Here is a 16,638-nt window from a genome sequence, read left to right on the forward strand (position 1 = left end):
GACCCGGGCACCGGGCGCCGCCCGGGGGTCCTCGTACGCATCCTCGGGCGCGGCCGGGGCCTGGGCCGGGGCGGGCGCGGGCAGGGCTTCGCCCGGGGCCCAGAGGTCCTCGTCGGGCGGGGGCGCGGGGGTCGTGTACCGGTCGGCGTCCTGGGCGGGGACGCGGGCCCGGTGCGCGGCCGCGCCGGGGGCCGCGTCCGCCGACCGGGGCCAGGGGTCCGTCTCCGGCCAGGGCTCCGCGTCCGGATCGGCCTCGGACCACGGGTCGGGGTCCGGATCGGGGTCCGGGTGGGGGTCCGCGTCCGGCCAGGGTTCCGTGTCGTAGGCGGGGTCCTCGCGGTCGGAGGGCCACAGGTGGGGCTCCTCGGGCGGCGGAGGAGTCGCGAGGTGGGCTTCCACCAACGCCGCCGCGCGGCGGCGCAGGCGCAGCGAGGTCGGGTCCAGGGGCAGGGGCCAGGAGTGGTCCGGGGCGCCCGCCTCGGACAGGGCCGGGTTCTCGGCGCCGGGCTCGGGCTCCGGCGCCCAGGCCTCGATCTCGCCGTGCCCGGCCTCGCAGTGGGTCCGCAGCGCGGAGAGGAACGCCGACGGGCCGCGCGGCTTCTTCTGGCTCGGGCCCCACCAGTGGCCGGAGGCCAGGAGGAGGGAGCGGGGGCGGGTGAAGGTGACGTATCCGAGGCGGAGTTCCTCGACGGCCTTGTGTTCCTTCAGGGCGGCCTTGAAGGACTTGATCCCCGCCGCGGTCCACGCCGGGTCCCCGGGCAGGGTGGAGGCGTCGCCGCGCAGGGCGTACGGCAGGACCTTGGCGTACGAGGTCCAGGCCTCCGGCGGCTTCTCCTTCGGGAAGGCGCCCGCGCACAGGTCCGGGACCACCACCACGTCCCACTCCAGGCCCTTGGACTTGTGGGCGGTGAGCACCTTGACGGTGTTCTCCCCGCCGGGGAGCGCGTGGTCGAGGCCCTTCTCGTACTGGGCGGCGGTCCGCAGGAAGGCCAGGAAGGCGAGCAGCGAGGCCTCCCCGTCGAGGGCGGCGAACCCGGCGGCCACGTCCATGAAGTTCGACAGGGTTTCGCGCCGTCGGGCGGCGAGGGCGTGCGGCGAGGCGGACAGTTCCACGTCGAGGCCGGTCGCGGCCAGCACCCGGTGCAGGACGTCCATCAGCGGGTCGGCGAGCGAGCGCCGCAGGTCGCGCAGTTCGCGGGCGAGGTGGGCGAAGCGGACGCGGGCGTCCGCCGAGAAGGGCAGGTCGTCGGCGGAGGAGGCCCCGGATCCGTCGAGGAAGGTCTCCAGCGCGTCGGCGAGCGAGACGACCTCCGCCGGGTCGACGCCCTCGACGGCCGCCGCGAGCCGGCCGTCCGGATCGTCCGCGCCGGCGGGGGTCCGTCCGATCAGTTGGCGTGCCCTGCGCCCGAGCAGCGCCAGGTCGCGGGCGCCGATGCGCCAGCGCGGGCCGATCAGCAGCCGGACGAGGGCGGCGTTGGCCCCCGGGTCCTGGAGCACCTCGCAGACCGAGACCAGGTCGGCGACCTCCGGCAGGTGCAGCAGGCCGGACAGGCCGACCACCTCGACGGGGACGTCGCGGGCCACCAGGACCGCCTGGATCCGGGCGAAGTCTCCGGCCGAGCGGCACAGCACGGCGATCCCGCCCGGTTCGGTCCCCGTCCGCACCAGGTGGGCGACGGAGTCCCCGAGCCACTCCAGCTCCTCGGCGTGGGTGGGCAGCAGGGCGCACCGCACGGATCCGTCCCGTTCGGCGCCGGGCGCCGGGCGCAGCGCCTCGACGCCCTCGTGCATGGCGCGCAGCGGCGTGGCCAGTTCGTTGGCCAGGTCGAGGAGGCGACCGCCGCTGCGGCGGTTCTCGCCGAGCGAGAAGCGGGTGGCGGGGCGGCCGTCGGCGTGCGGGAAGTGCTCGGGGAAGTCGTCGAGGTTGGCCACGGAGGCGCCGCGCCAGCCGTAGATCGCCTGGCAGGGGTCGCCGACGGCGGTGACGGCGTGGCCGGTGCCGCCGCCGAACAGCCCGGACAGCAGCAGCCGCTGCGCGACGGAGGTGTCCTGGTACTCGTCGAGCAGGACGACCTTGAACTCCTCGCGCAGCAGCGCCCCCACCTCGGGCCGGGTGGTGGCGAGTCGCGCGGAGAGCGCGATCTGGTCGCTGAAGTCGATCAGGTCGCGGGAGCGTTTGGCGACGCGGTAGCGGGCGACGAGCTCCAGCAGTTCCAGCCGGCCGCGGCCGGCCTCGGGGACCTTGCGCAGGTCGTCGTTGGTGAGCCGGGTGTCCGCGAGGACGTCGAGCAGTGCGGTGTCGTACGCGCGCAGCTCCTCGGGGGTCACGAGGTGTTCGGAGAGTTCCGCGTCGAGCGCGAGCAGGTCGCTGACCAGGTCGGGGATGGACTTCGTCAGCGACGGGTACGGGCCGGGCGCCTCGCGCAGCACGCGCGCGGCGAGCTGGAAGCGGGTGGCGTCGGCGAGCAGTCGGGCGCTGGGCTCCAGCCCGATGCGCAGACCGTGGTCCTTGAGGAGCTGCCCGGCGAAGGCGTGGTACGTGGAGATGCGCGGCTCGCCCGCGAGCGCGTCGGGGTCGGCCGGGGAGGGGTCCGGGTCGCTGATGCCGGCGCGCGCGAGGGCCTTGCGCACGCGCTCGGCGAGTTCGCCGGCGGCCTTGTTGGTGAAGGTCAGGCCGAGGACCTCCTGGGGTGCGACGGCGCCGGTGGCGACCAGCCAGACGACGCGGGCCGCCATGACGGTGGTCTTGCCGGAGCCGGCGCCCGCCACGATGACCTGGGGGGCGGGCGGGGCGGTGACGCAGGCCATCTGTTCGGGCGTGAAGGGGATCCCGAGGAGCTCCTTGAGCTGCTCGGGATCGCTGATCACCGCCGGGACGGTCGGGCGCGCGGACACGTGAAAAGGCTAGCCGCCGGCACCGACACTCCCCACCGCCGTCTCGACGAGCGGGCCGGGCGCGGCTCATTCCACGGTCTGGCGGCCCTCGGGGAGAGCGGTGCACGAGCTGCGGAAGGAGCAGCGTTTGCAGTGCTCGCCGGCGGCGGGCGTGAACCGCTCGTCAAGTACCCGGCCGGCGGCGTTGGCCAGCAGGTCGCCCACCCACTCGCCTTCGAGGGGCTGCTGCGCCTGCACCTTGGGGACCTCGTCGCCGCCGTCCTTCTTGGGCGCGCCCTGGCGCAGCTGGACGAGTTCGGCGCCGCCGGGATCGGGGCGCACGCCGTCGAAGACCTCGTCGACGGCGCCCTCGCGCACGGCGAGCTGGTAGACGGCGAGCTGGGGGTGGCGGGCGACCTCGTCCCTGGTGGGGGCGGCCTTGCCGGTCTTGAAGTCCACGACGTAGGCGCGGCCCTGCGGGTCGGCCTCGACCCGGTCCATGGAGCCGCGGATCCGTACGGCGAACTCCCCCGCCTCCAGTGTGACGTCGAAGTCGTGCTCGGTGGCCACGGACTCCCGGCCGCCCCGGTCGGTGGTGTGCCAGCGCAGGAAGCGTTCCAGGGCGGCGCGGGCGTTCTCCTTCTCCTGGCGGGACTTCCAGGGGGCGTCGAAGGCGAGGGCGTCCCAGACGGAGTCGAGACGCTCCATGAGGACGGCGAGGTCGGCGGGCGTGCGGCCCGAGGCGACCTCGTCGGCGAGGACGTGGACGACGTTGCCGAAGCCCTGGGCGGCGGTGGAGGGGGCGTCGGCCTTGACCTCGCGGCCCAGGAACCACTGGAGGGAGCAGGTGTTGGCGAGCTGCTCCAGGGCCGATCCGGACAGGGCCACGGGGCGGTCCCGGTCGCGGAGCGGGACGCTGCTGCGGGTCGGTTCGTACAGCCCCCACCAGCGTTGCGGGTGCGCGGCGGGGACCAGGGGGCGGTCCTCGTCGTCGGTGAGTACGGCGAGGCGGGCCAGCCGGCGGGCCGCGGCGTCGCGCAGGGCCTCGGAGGCCTCGGGGTCGACGGTGGTGGCGCGTAGTTCCGCGACGAGCGCCGGGACGGCCAGGGGACGTCGGGGGCGGCCGGTGACGTCCTTCGGGGTGACGCCGAGTTCGGTGAGGAGGCGGGAGGGCTGGTCGCCGTCCTCGGCGGGGGCCTTGACGGCGGTGACGACGAGGCGCTCGCGGGCCCGGGTGGCGGCCACGTAGAACAGCCTGCGTTCCTCGGCGAGGAGGGCGCCGGGGGTGAGGGGTTCGGCGAGGCCGTCGCGGCCGATCCGGTCGGCTTCCAGGAGGGAGCCGCGCCGGCGCAGGTCGGGCCAGAGCCCCTCCTGGACGCCGGCGACGACGACGAGGCCCCATTCCAGACCCTTCGACCGGTGGGCGGTCATCAGTCGGACGGCGTCGCGGCGGGTCGCGCGGATGGTGAGGGTGTCGGCGGCGATGTCCTCGGCTTCGAGCTGTTCGAGGAAGTTGAGGGCGCCGCGACCGCCGGTGCGGTCCTCGGCGCGGGCGGCGGTGTCGAAGAGGGCGCAGACGGCGTCGAGGTCCCGGTCGGCGTTGCGTCCGCCGGCGCCGCCGCGACGGGCGCCGCGTTCCAGGCGCTGCGGCCAGGGGGTGCCGTCCCACAGGGTCCACAGGGCCTCTTCGGCGGTGCCGCCGCCCTGGAGCAGTTCGCGCGTCTTGCGCAGGAGCAGGCCGAGGCGCTGCGCGCCGCGGGCGTGGGCGGGGTCGTGGGCGACGAGCCGCTCGGGTTCGGCGAGGGCGCGGGCCAGCAGGACGTCGGAGGGCGCGGGCACCTTGACGCCCGCGGCCCGTTCCTCGTCGCGCAGGGCCCGGCCGAGGCGGCGCAGGTCGGCGGCGTCCATCCCGCCGAGCGGGGACCCGAGCAGGGCGATGGCCGCCTCGACCCCGACCCATCCGTGGTCGGCGGTGCCGGCCCCGTCCCGGTCCCGGTCCGAGGGGGGCGCGGAGGCGGGGTCGGCCGGAACGGGGGCGTCCACGTCGGCTCCGGCGCCCGCGCCCGCTTCGGCTTCGGCTCCGGCGCCCGCGTCCGCTTCGGCGTCGGCGTCGGCGTCGGCGTCGGCGTCGGCGTCGGCGTCGGCGTCGGACGGTCCCTCCGGCCGCTCGGCGTCGGACGGTCCCTCGGGGCGCTCGCCGTCGGAGCCCGCATCGTCCGGATCCGCGGGGTCCTCGGGTGCCTGCGGGCGGGCGGCGGCCGTGGCGGTGATGCGCAGGGCCGTGAGCAGGGGGGCCACGGCGGGTTCGTGGCGCAGGGGGGTGTCCGTGCCGTCCGTCTCGGCGGGCACGCCGGCCGAGACGAGGGCGCGGCGCATCGCGGGAAGGGTACGGCCGCCCGCGCGGACCAGGACGGCCATGTCCTGCCACGGCACGCCGTCCTCCAGGTGGGCCCGGCGCAGGATGTCCGCGATGTTGTCCAGTTCCGCCCCGGCGGTGGGGTACGTGTACACCTCCACCCGGCCGCCCTCCCGTGTGGCGCGCAGGTCGCGGTGGGCCCGTACGGCCGCCGAGGGCAGCCGCGGGACGGGCATGCGGGTGGTGAGGAGGCGGGTCGCGGCGAGCAGCTCCGAGGAGGAGCGCCGGCCGACCGTGAGGGCCCGGACCCGGGCGCCGGGGAAGGAGGTCTCGAAGTCCAGGATGTTGTTGATGTCGGCGCCGCGGAACGCGTAGATCGACTGGTCCGGGTCGCCGAAGGCGATGAGTGTGCCGCCGGGTCCGGACAGGGCGCGCAGCAGGCGCAGCTGGGAGGCGTCCGTGTCCTGGTACTCGTCGACGAGGATCACGTCGTGGGCCGAGGCCAGGGACGGCGTGCGTTCGGCCAGCAGGACGGCGCGGTGGAGGAGTTCCGCGTAGTCGAGGGTGCCCTGCATGTCGAGGACGTCCAGGTACTCGGAGAGGAACGCGGCGGCCGCCTTCCAGTCCGGGCGGCCGATGCGGTCGGCGAAGTCGGACAGTGCCCCGGGGCCCAGGCCCAGTTCGCGGGCGCGGGCCAGGACGGCGCGGACCTCGTCGGCGAACCCGCGCGTGGTCAGGGCGGCGCGCAGGTCGTCGGGCCAGCGGATGGAGCGGATCCGGCGCTGGCCCTCCAGGAGGGTGCGGACCATGACGTCCTGCTCCGGCCCGGACAGCAGCCGCAGCGGGTCGGCGAACAGGTCGGTGTCCTGGTGGGCGCGGACCAGGCCGTAGCAGTAGGAGTGGAAGGTGGTGGCCTGCGGGGCCCGCGCGCCGCCCAGGCGCAGGGCGGCGCGGTCGCGGAGTTCGACGGCGGCCTTGCGGCTGAAGGTGAGGATCAGGATGCGGGAGGGGTCCGTGCCGGCCTCGACCCGGGCGGCGGCCGCCTCGATCAGGGTGGTGGTCTTCCCGGTACCGGGTCCGGCCAGGACGAGCAGTGGTCCGGTGGTGTGGTCAACCACCGCCCGCTGCGCTGCGTCCAAGACAGGGGGAGCCACCCGTTCCGGCCCGGTGCGCACCAGGCGGTACGCGTCAGGAGTCCGCGTACGCCGCTCCGAGCGGTCGGAAGGAGAGGTGATCACGTGGTGTGCCGGTCCTGGTGGGTCTTCCGTCACTGCGGTTGCTGCGACGACTGCGGTTGCCTCGGTGGCCTCGCCGACCGCGCTCCCGACCGTCGTGCCGAGCGTCGCGTCGGTGGCGACTGCGGCGAGGACGGCGAGGGCGGCGGCGACGGCCGAAGGGGCCACGCTACGCCACCCGCGCGGGCTCCCGCAGTCTCCCCGGGCGGCTCCCGGCGTCGCCTCGGGGGGTCCTCGTGTCGTCCCCCGTACGAGCCTTCGACCGCCCGCGCCGGCTCCGGGTGCCGGAAGCTGTCAGATGTGACCCTCGTCGCCTTCGCCCGGTCCCTGCCGCCCGTCCCAGCGTGCCCGGCGCATCGCCAGCCGGGGCTCGCCGCCGGCCGTGTCGCGCAGTGGGGTGCCCTCGGCGCGGTAGTGCTCCAGGGCCCGGTGCTCGCTGCCGGGCAGCGGTCGGCCGTCGGCCCTGACCACGCGCCACCAGGGCACGGCTCCCCCGTACAGGGCCATGACACGCCCGACTTGGCGTGGTCCGCCCGCGCCGATCCACTCCGCGACGTCGCCGTACGTCATCACCCGGCCGGGCGGAATCCGCTCGGCCGCCTCCAGCACCCGCTCCGCGTACTCGGGAAGCTCTTCGCTCATTCGGGACATGGTGCCGCACGTCACCGACACCCCGACGGAAGGTTTCCTTCCGCACCGGCGCGCACCCTGCTGCCCCGCACGGCAGCCGGTCCGTGCCACCATCTTGCGGGCGGTGACTGGTGATACGTGATCAAGAAGAGACGGATGTGACGGCGAAGGAGCAGGGTGTGAGCCCTCCGGACGGCGCGACGGCGGATGACGGCGCGCGCCCAGACGCGCACCCGGACGCGCCCCGCGAGATGCCCGACGACAGGTCCGACGTGCCGAACGCCGGCGCGGACGACACGCCCGGTGACCGGCCCGCCGACGGGCCCGGGAGCCCCGCCCGCGACCACGCGGACGACCACGCGGACGAGGGTCCCCGCGACGAGCGGGACGCGGGACGCCGCGGCGGTCACCACGGCCTCGACCCCGACCACGGGCGGGTGGACGACTTCGACCACCCCGAGCGCCCGCACGGTCACGCCCCCACCGCCGCCGACCAGGTCGAGGTGGACGAACCGCTGCTCGCGGCCCGCGTGCACCGCCCGTCCGACCTGGTGCGCCTGCTGGTCGGCATCCTCGGCATCGCCGTGGTCCTCGCCATCGCCGCCTTCGCCCACGGCACCACCGCGGGCCTCGAAGAGGACATCAGCAACGGCACTGGCCAGGCACCCGACCTGTTGATCAAGGTCGCGGGTCTGGTGTCGAGCATCGCCGTGCTGCTGGTGCCCGTCGCCTTCGCGATCGAACGGCTCATCAAACGCGACGGTCTGCGCATCGCCGACGGCGTCCTCGCCGCCGTCCTCGCGCACGGCGTCACCCTCGCCACCGACCTGTGGGTCTCCCAGGCCGCCTCCGCCACCATCCAGGACTCCCTGACCCTGCCGACGGGTACCGCCGGCGCCCTGACCGACCCGGTGCACGGCTATCTCGCCCCGGTCATCGCCTACATGACGGCGGTCGGCATGACGCGCCGGCCGCGCTGGCGGGTCGCCCTGTGGGTGGTGCTGCTGCTCGACGCCTTCGCCATGCTGGTCAGCGGGTACACCACGCCCCTGTCGATCATCCTGACCGTCCTCATCGGCTGGACCGTCGCCTACGGGACCCTGTACGCCGTCGGCTCCCCGAACGTCCGCCCCACCGGGCAGAACCTCCTCGCCGGTCTGCGCCGGGTCGGCTTCCAGCCGGTCAGCGCGATGCGCGCCGAGGCCCCGGACGGCCCGGAGGCCTCCGAGGTGAGCGACCGGGGCCGCCGGTACCACGTGACGCTGGAGAAGGGGCCGCCCCTCGACGTCACGGTCGTGGACCGCGAGCAGCAGGCGCAGGGCTTCTTCTACCGGGTCTGGCGCCGGCTCACGCTGCGCGGCATCACCACCCGGCGCAGCCTCCAGTCGCTGCGTCAGGCACTGGAGCAGGAGGCCCTCCTCGCGTACGCCGCCATCGCCGCCGGGGCGAACGCGCCCAAGCTGATCGCGACCTCCGAGCTCGGTCCGGACGCCGTGATGCTCGTGTACGAGCACCTGGGCGGCCGCACCCTCGACTCCCTGCCCGACGGGGAGATCACCGACGAGCTGACGCGCAACGCGTGGGAGCAGGTGAAGGCCCTCCAGTCGCGGCGGATCGCGCACCGGCGACTGACCGGTGACGCCCTCGTGGTGGATCGTTCCGGCAAGGTCATCCTCACCGACCTGCGCGGCGGCGAGATCGCGGCCGGTGACCTGGTGCTGCGCATGGACGTCGCCCAGTTGCTGGCCACCCTCGGCCTGCGGGTCGGCGCCGAGCGATCGGTGGCCTCGGCGGTGTCCGTGCTCGGTCCCGACGTGGTCGCGGACTGTCTGCCGCTGCTCCAGCCGATCGCGCTGAGCCGCTCCACCCGGGCGACGCTGCGCAAGCTCGCCCGGGAGCGGGCCGACCGGGAACGGGAGGCCGTACTGGAGTCCTCGCGGGCCGCGAAGGCGGCGCGCGAGGCCAATGCCTCGGCTCCCGCCGAGGCCACGGCCGCCGACCGCAAGGCCGAGAAGCGGGCCCTGGACGACGCGCTCGACGAGGCCCGCGAGGAGGATCTGCTGAGTCAGATCCGCCGGCAGGTGCTGCTGCTGCGCCCCCAGGCGCCGGTGGAGCCGGCCCGCCTGGAGCGGATCAGGCCGCGCACCCTCGTGTCGTTCATCGCGGGCGCCTTCGGCGCGTACTTCCTGCTGACGCAGTTGGCCCACGTCGACTTCGGGACGATCATCGCGGAGGCCCAGTGGGGCTGGGTGGGGGCGGCGCTGGCCTTCTCCGCCCTGAGTTACCTCGCGGCGGCGATGAGCCTGTTGGGCTTCGTGCCCGAGCGGGTCTCCTTCCTGCGGACGGTACTGGCGCAGGTCGCCGGATCCTTCGTGAAACTCGTCGCCCCGGCGGCGGTGGGCGGTGTCGCGCTGAACACCCGGTTCCTCCAGCGGTCGGGCATCCGGCCCGGACTCGCGGTGGCGAGCGTGGGCGCGTCCCAACTGTTCGGGCTCGCGAGCCACGTCCTGCTGCTGCTGTCCTTCGGCTACCTGACCGGGACCGAGAAGACCACCGAGATGACCCCGTCCCGGACGGTCATCGCGGGTCTGCTGACGGTGGCGGTGCTGGTGCTGGTGGTGACGGCGGTCCCGTTCATGCGGAAGTTCGTGGCGACCCGGCTGCGGGCGCTGTTCGCGGGCGTGGTGCCGCGCATGCTGGACGTGCTCCAGCGGCCGAAGAAGCTGGTGACGGGCATCGGCGGCATGCTGCTGCTGACGGGCTGCTTCGTGATGTGTCTGGACGCCTCGATCCGGGCGTTCGGCGGCGGCCAGGCCATCAGCTACGCCAGCATCGCGGTCGTGTTCCTCGCGGGCAACGCGCTGGGCTCGGCGGCGCCGACCCCGGGCGGCATCGGCGCGGTGGAGACCACCCTGACGCTGGGTCTGATCGCGGCGGGGCTGGATCGCGAGATCGCCTTCTCGTCGGTGCTGCTGTTCCGGCTGATGACGTTCTGGCTGCCGGTGCTGCCGGGGTGGGTCTCGTTCAACTTCCTGACCCGCAAGGAAGCCATCTAGCCGCGCGGGGCTCCCGAGGGGGCCGGCGCCCGGCGGCATCCCGTACGCCGGGACGCCGCGGAACCGGGGCAAGCCCCGGAGGTCGGACCCGTGCCGCGCCCACGAGCCGGGCGGCTTCCCGTACCCGGGGCGAGCCGCGGAGTCTGACCGAAAGCACGAGGTGCCGGCGGCCCGGCGCCCCCTACGGTGCGAAGGGGGACTCATCGGCCCCGGGAGAGAATCAATGCGTTCAGTGATCGTCATCGGTGGCGGCATCAGTGGTCTGGCGGCGGCGTGGCAGCTGCGCGAAGGGGCCGACGTCACCGTGCTGGAAGCCGGCACGAGGGTCGGTGGCAAACTGCGCACCGGCACCGTCGCCGGCATCGGCGTGGACGAGGGCGCCGATTCCCTGATGGCCCTGCGGTCGGAGGCCGTGGAACTGGCTACGGCCGTCGGGCTCGGCCCGAGCCTGTGCGACCCCGCCCCGTCCCCGACCACGATCTGGACCGACGGCGCCCTGCGCCCGCTGCCCGCCGGCCACGTGATGGGCATCCCGACGCATCCGGCGACGCTCGCCGACTCCGGCCTGCTCTCCCCCGAGGGCATCGCCCGGGCGGCCGAGGAGGAGACCCTGCCCGCGCGCCCCCTGGTCGGGGACTGCTCGGTCGCCGAGTACCTCTCGGCGCGGTTCGGCCGGGAGGTCGTGGACCGCCTGGTCGAGCCCCTGCTGGGCGGCGTCTACGCGGGCCGCGCCGACCGGCTCTCACTGCACGCGGCCCTGCCCCGGATCGCGGCCCTGGCCGAACAGGGCGCCCCGCTGCTGCCCGCGCTGCGCCGGCTGAGGACGGCCGGCGCCCCGCGCCCGCCGGTCGTGGCCGTCCACGGCGTGGTCGGCGGCGCCGGGCGCTTCCCCGAGGCCGTCGCCCGGGCCTGCGGGGCCCGCGTCCTCACCGGAACCACCGCCCGCTCCCTGGACCGGATCGCGGGTGACCGCTGGCGGGTACGGGCCGTCACGGACGACGGGGTGCTGACGATGGAGGCGGACGCCGTGGTGCTCGCGCTCCCCGCCTTCGCGGCGGCGGAACTGCTGCGCCCGCACTCGCCCTTGGCCGAGGCGGAACTCGCGGCCGTCCCGTACGCCTCGACGGCCGTCATCACCATGGCGTTCTCCCGCGCCCGGGCGAACCCGCTGCCCGAGGGCAACGGTTTCCTGGTCCCGCCGACGGACGGCCACACCCTGAAGGCCGCCTCGTTCCTCTCCAACAAGTGGTCCTGGCTGCGCGAGGCCTCCCCCGAGACCTTCGTCCTGCGGGCCTCGATCGGCCGGGTCGGGGAGGCCGAACCGCTCGCCCGCCCCGACCGGCACCTGATCCGCGCGGCCGTCTCGGACCTCCACCGCGCGGTGGGCCCGATGGGCGAGCCCCTCGCGGCCCGGGTGACCCGCTGGGACCGGGGGCTGCCCCAGCACGGCGTGGGCCACCGCGAGCGCGTCGTCCGCATCCGGGAGGCCGCCGGCAAGCTGCCGGGGCTCGCCCTGTGCGGGGCGGCGTACGAGGGCGTGGGCGTCGCGGCCTGCGTGGCCACGGGGCGCGCGGCGGCGAAGCGGATCCTGAGCGGCGCCTGACCGCGCCCGGGCGGCCCCGGCCGCCGTTCGGCGGACACCCCGGCGGCGGGAAGCGGCGCCGATCGGCGCCCCACCCGGTTGGCTCATCGCACGCGCGGACCGGCCCGTTCGCGCACAGGATGGGGTGCATGCCGAGAAACGCCCTGCGGGTCACCGCTGCCGCCGCCCTCGCCGCCGCGCTGGTCAGCACCAGCGCCTGTTCCGACGACGGGAGCAAGGACAAGAAGACCGGGGGCGGCAGTGCCTCGGGCGCCACGTCCCTGAAGTGGGGTGACTGCGATCCCCCCACCGCCGCCGAGGGCGGTGGGCAGGCTCCGGGCAAGGACTGGCAGTGCGCCACGTTGGACGTCCCCCTCGACTACGCCAAGCCCGAAGGAGAAACGATTCCTCTGGCGCTGATCCGGGCCAAGGCCCGCGATCAGGACAAGCGGATCGGTTCCCTCGTCTTCAACTTCGGCGGTCCCGGCGGATCGGGCATCACCACCCTGCCCGGCGCCGCCAAGGAGTACGACGGCCTGCGACAGCGGTACGACCTGGTCAGCTTCGACCCCCGCGGGGTCGGCCGCAGCGCGCCCGTCCGCTGCGAGAACGACAAGCAGTTGGACGCCTACTACGCCTCCGACTCCAGCCCGACCACTCCGGAGCAGGAGAAGGTCTTCGTGGACAACATCAAGAAGTACCAGCAGGCCTGCTCGACCAAGTCCGGCACGCTGCTCCCCCACGTCGGCACCGAGAACGCCGCCCGCGACCTCGATCGCATCCGCCAGGCCCTCGGCGACGAGAAGCTGAACTACTTCGGCATCTCCTACGGCACCGAACTCGGCGGGGTCTACGCCCACCTCTTCCCGAAGAACGTCGGCCGGGCCGTCTTCGACGCCGTGGTCGACCCGACCAAGACCTCCGAGGAAGGCTCGCTGGGCCAGGCCAAGGGCTTCCAACTCGCCCTCGACAACTGGGCCCAGGACTGCGTGGACCGCGGCGACGCCTGCCGGCTCCAGGGCAGCAGCGTCAAGGAGATCGAGGACAACATCGTCAAGCTGCAGAAGCGGTTGGCGGCCAAGCCCATCCCCGGCATCGGCGACCGCGAGCTCACCGAGTCCGCCGCGACCAACGGCATCGCCCAGGCCCTGTACTCGACGGAACTGTGGCCGCTGCTCGAACAGGGCCTGGACGAGGCCGAGGGCGGCCAGGGCCAACTGCTGATGGCGCTGTCCGACGCGCTCAACGGCCGGGACCAACAGGGCCGGTACAGCAACATCGGCGCCGCGAACACGGCGATCAACTGCGCCGACTCCAAGGAGCGTTACTCGCTCGCGCAGACCAAGGCCAAGCTCGGCGAGTTCCGCGCGGCCTCGCCCGTCTTCGGGGACTTCCTCGGCTGGGCCCTGATGAGCTGCACCGGCTGGCCGGTGCCCGGCGCCTGGGACACCCCCGACGTCTCCGCCCCCGGGGCCGCCCCGATCGTGGTGATCGGCAACACCGGTGACCCGGCCACCCCGTACGAGGGCGCGCGCAAGATGGTCGAGCGGCTCGGCCCGGGCGTCGGCGTGGAGCTGACGTACAAGGGGCAGGGCCACGGCGCGTACAACAGCGGCGACCCCTGCGTGCAGAAGGCGGTGGACACCTACCTCCTGGACGGGAAGGTGCCGGCCACCGGCACCGTCTGCACCCGGAGCGAGTCGGCCACGCCGACTCCGCAGCAGCAGCCGGTGGAACCCGAGGGCACCTGACTCCGGCACGCCGGTAGGCCGGGCCGGCACGCCGGTACGTCACAGGGCCCCCACCGCGCTCGCGGTGGGGGCCCTGGGCGTGGTCCGTTCGGGGTGACCTAGTAGACCGGCTTGTCGGGCTCGATCTGGTGCACCCAGCCGATGACGCCGCCGCCGACGTGGACCGCGTCGGAGAAGCCCGCAGACTTCAGGACCGCGAGGACTTCCGCACTGCGGACACCCGTCTTGCAGTGCAAGACGATGCGCTTGTCCTGCGGAAGGTCCTGGAGGGCGGTGCCCATCAGGAACTCGCCCTTGGGGATCAGCTTCGCGCCGGGGATCGAGACGATCTCGTACTCGTTGATCTCGCGGACGTCGATGATCTCGATGGGCTCGTCGTTGTCGATCCACTCCTTGAGCTGCTTGGGAGTGATCGTCGAACCCGCGGCGGCCTCCTGGGCCTCCTCCGACACGACGCCGCAGAAAGCCTCGTAGTCGATGAGTTCCTTCACGGTCGCGTTGGGACCGCAGACCGCGCAGTCGGGGTCCTTGCGGACCTTGACCTGGCGGTACTGCATCTCCAGGGCGTCATAGATCATCAGACGGCCGACCAGCGACTCGCCGACACCCGTGAGGACCTTGATGGCCTCGGTGACCTGGATGGACCCGATCGACGCGCACAGCACGCCCAGCACGCCGCCCTCGGCGCAGCTCGGGACCATGCCCGGCGGCGGCGGCTCCGGGTACAGGCAGCGGTAGCACGGCCCGTGCTCGGACCAGAAGACCGAGGCCTGGCCGTCGAAGCGGTAGATCGAACCCCACACGTACGGCTTGTTCAGCAGCACGCAGGCGTCGTTGACCAGGTAGCGCGTGGCGAAGTTGTCCGTGCCGTCGACGATGAGGTCGTACTGGCTGAAGATCTCCATCACGTTCTCGGCTTCGAGCCGCTCCTCGTGAAGGACCACGTTGACGTACGGGTTGATGCCCAGCACGCTGTCGCGGGCCGACTCGGCCTTGGACCGGCCGATGTCCGCCTGACTGTGGATGATCTGGCGCTGGAGGTTCGACTCGTCGACCTCGTCGAACTCCACGATGCCCAGGGTGCCCACGCCGGCCGCGGCCAGGTACATGAGCGCGGGAGAGCCGAGGCCGCCGGCGCCCACCGCGAGCACCTTGGCGTTCTTCAGGCGCTTCTGCCCGTCCATCCCGACGTCCGGGATGATCAGGTGGCGGGAGTACCGACGGACCTCGTCAACGGTGAGCTCGGCAGCCGGCTCAACCAGGGGTGGCAGCGACACGGGGACTCCAGGGTCATCCCCGCAGCCGCGGGGAGCATCAAAGGTTTGTTCTGTTCCGTAACACTGCCACGCCCCACTTCATTCCGAGACACGCGTCCCGATCCGCGAGACGATTTCGTCCCAGTACCCGGGCATCGAGGCCCAGGGGTCCCGCACCGGAGTGCCGCGTCGATCCGTGAACCAGACCGTGCCGGCGCCCTGCCACCGGGCGATGCGCACGGCCTCGTCCAGGTGGGAGCGCGGAACCCCGTGCACCAGGTGGCAGAAGAGTTCCGGCGGATACTCGGCCGTCCACTCCGCGACCTGCGACCAGCGGTAGTCGGCCCAGGTCCCGGAGAAGGTGACCAGCTGATCTGCGGCTTCGGCGTAACCCGCGTACGGGTGCGTGCCGTGCCCGAGCACGACGCGCAGTCCGTCACCGAGCCCGCGCAGGGTGTCCACGACCCGGCGGACGCCCTCCAGGTCCGCCTTGTCGCAGGGGGTGTCGGCGAGATAGAAACCGCCCACCCCGTACCAGTCCCGGAAGCGGTGGGCGTCGGCGATCAGCTCCCCGAACGCGCGCGTTCCGTCTCGCATCGCGAGATGGCCCACGACGGTGCCGCCCGCGCCGCGGAGCTTCGCGGTGGCCTCCGTGCAGTGCGGGTCGGGGCGCCCGCCCGGGCCGTCCGAGACGTTGAGGACGGCCCAGTGCAGGGGGGTGCCGGGCCGGGTCAGCTCGGCCCATTCCACCGGGGCGAGCAGTGGGTGCGCGTACCCGGGGATGCCCAGGCCCATCCGGCCGGCGCCCGTGGCCGCCGAGGTCGCCTCCGACGTGGTCAGATGCGGCACGCCGCCTCCATCCAGATGTCGGCCAGTGACTCCTCCAGGTTGATCCGGGGGCGCCAGCCGAGCCGGTCGCGGGCGGTGCGCACGTCGGCCTGCTGCCAGGCGCCGCAGCCGTCCGGGTACGGGGCCTGCGGGGCGGACGCGGCCAGTTGCTCGGCCGTGGCCTCGGAGCGCGGCGAACCGATGGCGGCGAGGCCCGGCGGCCGGCCCGGGTGGGCGTGCGGCTGTTGCGGCAGGTCGAGTTCGTGGAGGGCGCCGCCGTAGCCCGCGACCCGGGCGAGCACGCCGGCCGCCTCGCGCAGACGGACCGCGCGACCGGTGCCGATGTTGACGACGCCCTGGGCGGCGGACAGCGAGGCCGCGTGGACGGCGCGCGCGACGTCGCGTACGTCCACGAAGTCCCGCTGCACCCCGAGCCCGCTGAGCTTGAGCTCGCCGTCGCCGGACTGCATGGCGCGCCGCATGGCCTCGGCGAGCCGGCCGAGCGGGGAACCGGCGGGGGTGCCGGGTCCGACGGGGGAGAAGATCCGCAGCACGACGGCGTCCAGCCCGGAGCCGAGCACCAGCTCGGTCGCGGCCAGCTTGCTGACGCCGTACGGTCCGCCGGGTCTCGGGACGGCGTCCTCGGCCGTGGACGATCCGGGCTGGCTGGGCCCGTACTCGGCGGCGCAGCCGAGCTGGACGAGTCGGGCCCCGCAGCCGCTGCGGCGCAGCGACTCGCAGATGGTGGCGACGGCGACGGTGTTGTGCCGGGTGAGTTCCCGGGCACCGCCGCGGGTGGCGCCCGCGCAGTTGATGACGACGCCCGGGTGGACGGCGTCGAGGAAGCGGGTGAGCGCTCCGGGGCTGCCGGTGGCGAGGTCGAAGCGGACGTCCGCGTCGTCTCCGCGGCCGAGCGCGGTGAGCTGTACGGCGGGGTCGGCGAGCAGTCGGTCCGCGACGTAGCGGCCGAGGTATCCGTTGGCTCCGATCAGCAGCACCCTCATCGCGCGGCCCCTTGGTTGTTCGGCTGGCCGGTCATCCTGTTTCTCCTTGGGTGGTGGGGTCGACAT

Annotated in this window: 9 protein-coding genes; 3 read left to right on the forward strand and 6 right to left on the reverse strand. The window is 74.1% G+C overall.

Annotated elements, in window-relative coordinates:
• The 3 genes from ADK55_RS19390 to ADK55_RS19400 form a co-directional block, all read right to left on the reverse strand.
• On the reverse strand, window positions 1-2,895 hold a 2,895-nt coding region (locus ADK55_RS19390; RefSeq protein ID WP_053680423.1), incomplete at its 3' end, for an ATP-dependent helicase.
• 66 nt (window positions 2,896-2,961) lie between these two features.
• Entirely contained in the window at window positions 2,962-6,405 is a 3,444-nt protein-coding gene (locus tag ADK55_RS19395; protein ID WP_420713646.1) for an ATP-dependent helicase, read from the reverse strand.
• Between the two features lie 354 nt (window positions 6,406-6,759).
• Complete coding sequence (locus ADK55_RS19400; RefSeq protein WP_053680505.1) at window positions 6,760-7,107, reverse strand: MGMT family protein; 348 nt, start codon at window positions 7,105-7,107, stop codon at window positions 6,760-6,762.
• Between the two features lie 119 nt (window positions 7,108-7,226).
• Between ADK55_RS19400 and ADK55_RS19405 the strand changes: the two genes are divergently transcribed.
• The 3 genes from ADK55_RS19405 (at window position 7,227) to ADK55_RS19415 (ending at window position 13,484) form a co-directional block, all read left to right on the forward strand.
• On the forward strand, window positions 7,227-10,151 hold the full coding sequence (locus tag ADK55_RS19405) for a lysylphosphatidylglycerol synthase transmembrane domain-containing protein (RefSeq protein ID WP_107089236.1): 2,925 nt from the start codon (window positions 7,227-7,229) through the stop codon (window positions 10,149-10,151).
• Between the two features lie 223 nt (window positions 10,152-10,374).
• Window positions 10,375-11,754, forward strand: coding sequence for a protoporphyrinogen oxidase (gene hemG / locus ADK55_RS19410; protein ID WP_234350147.1), 1,380 nt, complete (start codon window positions 10,375-10,377; stop codon window positions 11,752-11,754).
• Between the two features lie 128 nt (window positions 11,755-11,882).
• Complete coding sequence (locus tag ADK55_RS19415) at window positions 11,883-13,484, forward strand: alpha/beta hydrolase (RefSeq protein WP_053680426.1); 1,602 nt, start codon at window positions 11,883-11,885, stop codon at window positions 13,482-13,484.
• A gap of 98 nt (window positions 13,485-13,582) precedes the next feature.
• On the opposite strand, the gene moeZ is transcribed toward ADK55_RS19415, so the two are convergent.
• From moeZ to ADK55_RS19430, 3 genes are all read right to left on the reverse strand, one after another.
• The gene (gene moeZ / locus ADK55_RS19420; protein ID WP_053680427.1) at window positions 13,583-14,761 is read right to left on the reverse strand and encodes an adenylyltransferase/sulfurtransferase MoeZ; all 1,179 of its coding nucleotides are present in this window, start codon (window positions 14,759-14,761) and stop codon (window positions 13,583-13,585) included.
• A gap of 78 nt (window positions 14,762-14,839) precedes the next feature.
• Window positions 14,840-15,589 carry a spherulation-specific family 4 protein gene (locus tag ADK55_RS19425; protein WP_053680428.1) on the reverse strand — a complete coding sequence of 250 codons (750 nt, stop codon included), beginning with the start codon at window positions 15,587-15,589 and terminating at the stop codon, window positions 14,840-14,842.
• Window positions 15,577-16,572, reverse strand: coding sequence for an NAD-dependent epimerase/dehydratase family protein (locus ADK55_RS19430; RefSeq protein ID WP_053680430.1), 996 nt, complete (start codon window positions 16,570-16,572; stop codon window positions 15,577-15,579). Before ADK55_RS19430 ends, ADK55_RS19425 begins: the two co-directional genes overlap by 13 nt.
• Window positions 16,573-16,638 lie beyond the last annotated feature (66 nt).

The sequence above is a fragment of the Streptomyces sp. WM4235 genome (assembly GCF_001279725.1).
Classification (GTDB): domain Bacteria; phylum Actinomycetota; class Actinomycetes; order Streptomycetales; family Streptomycetaceae; genus Streptomyces.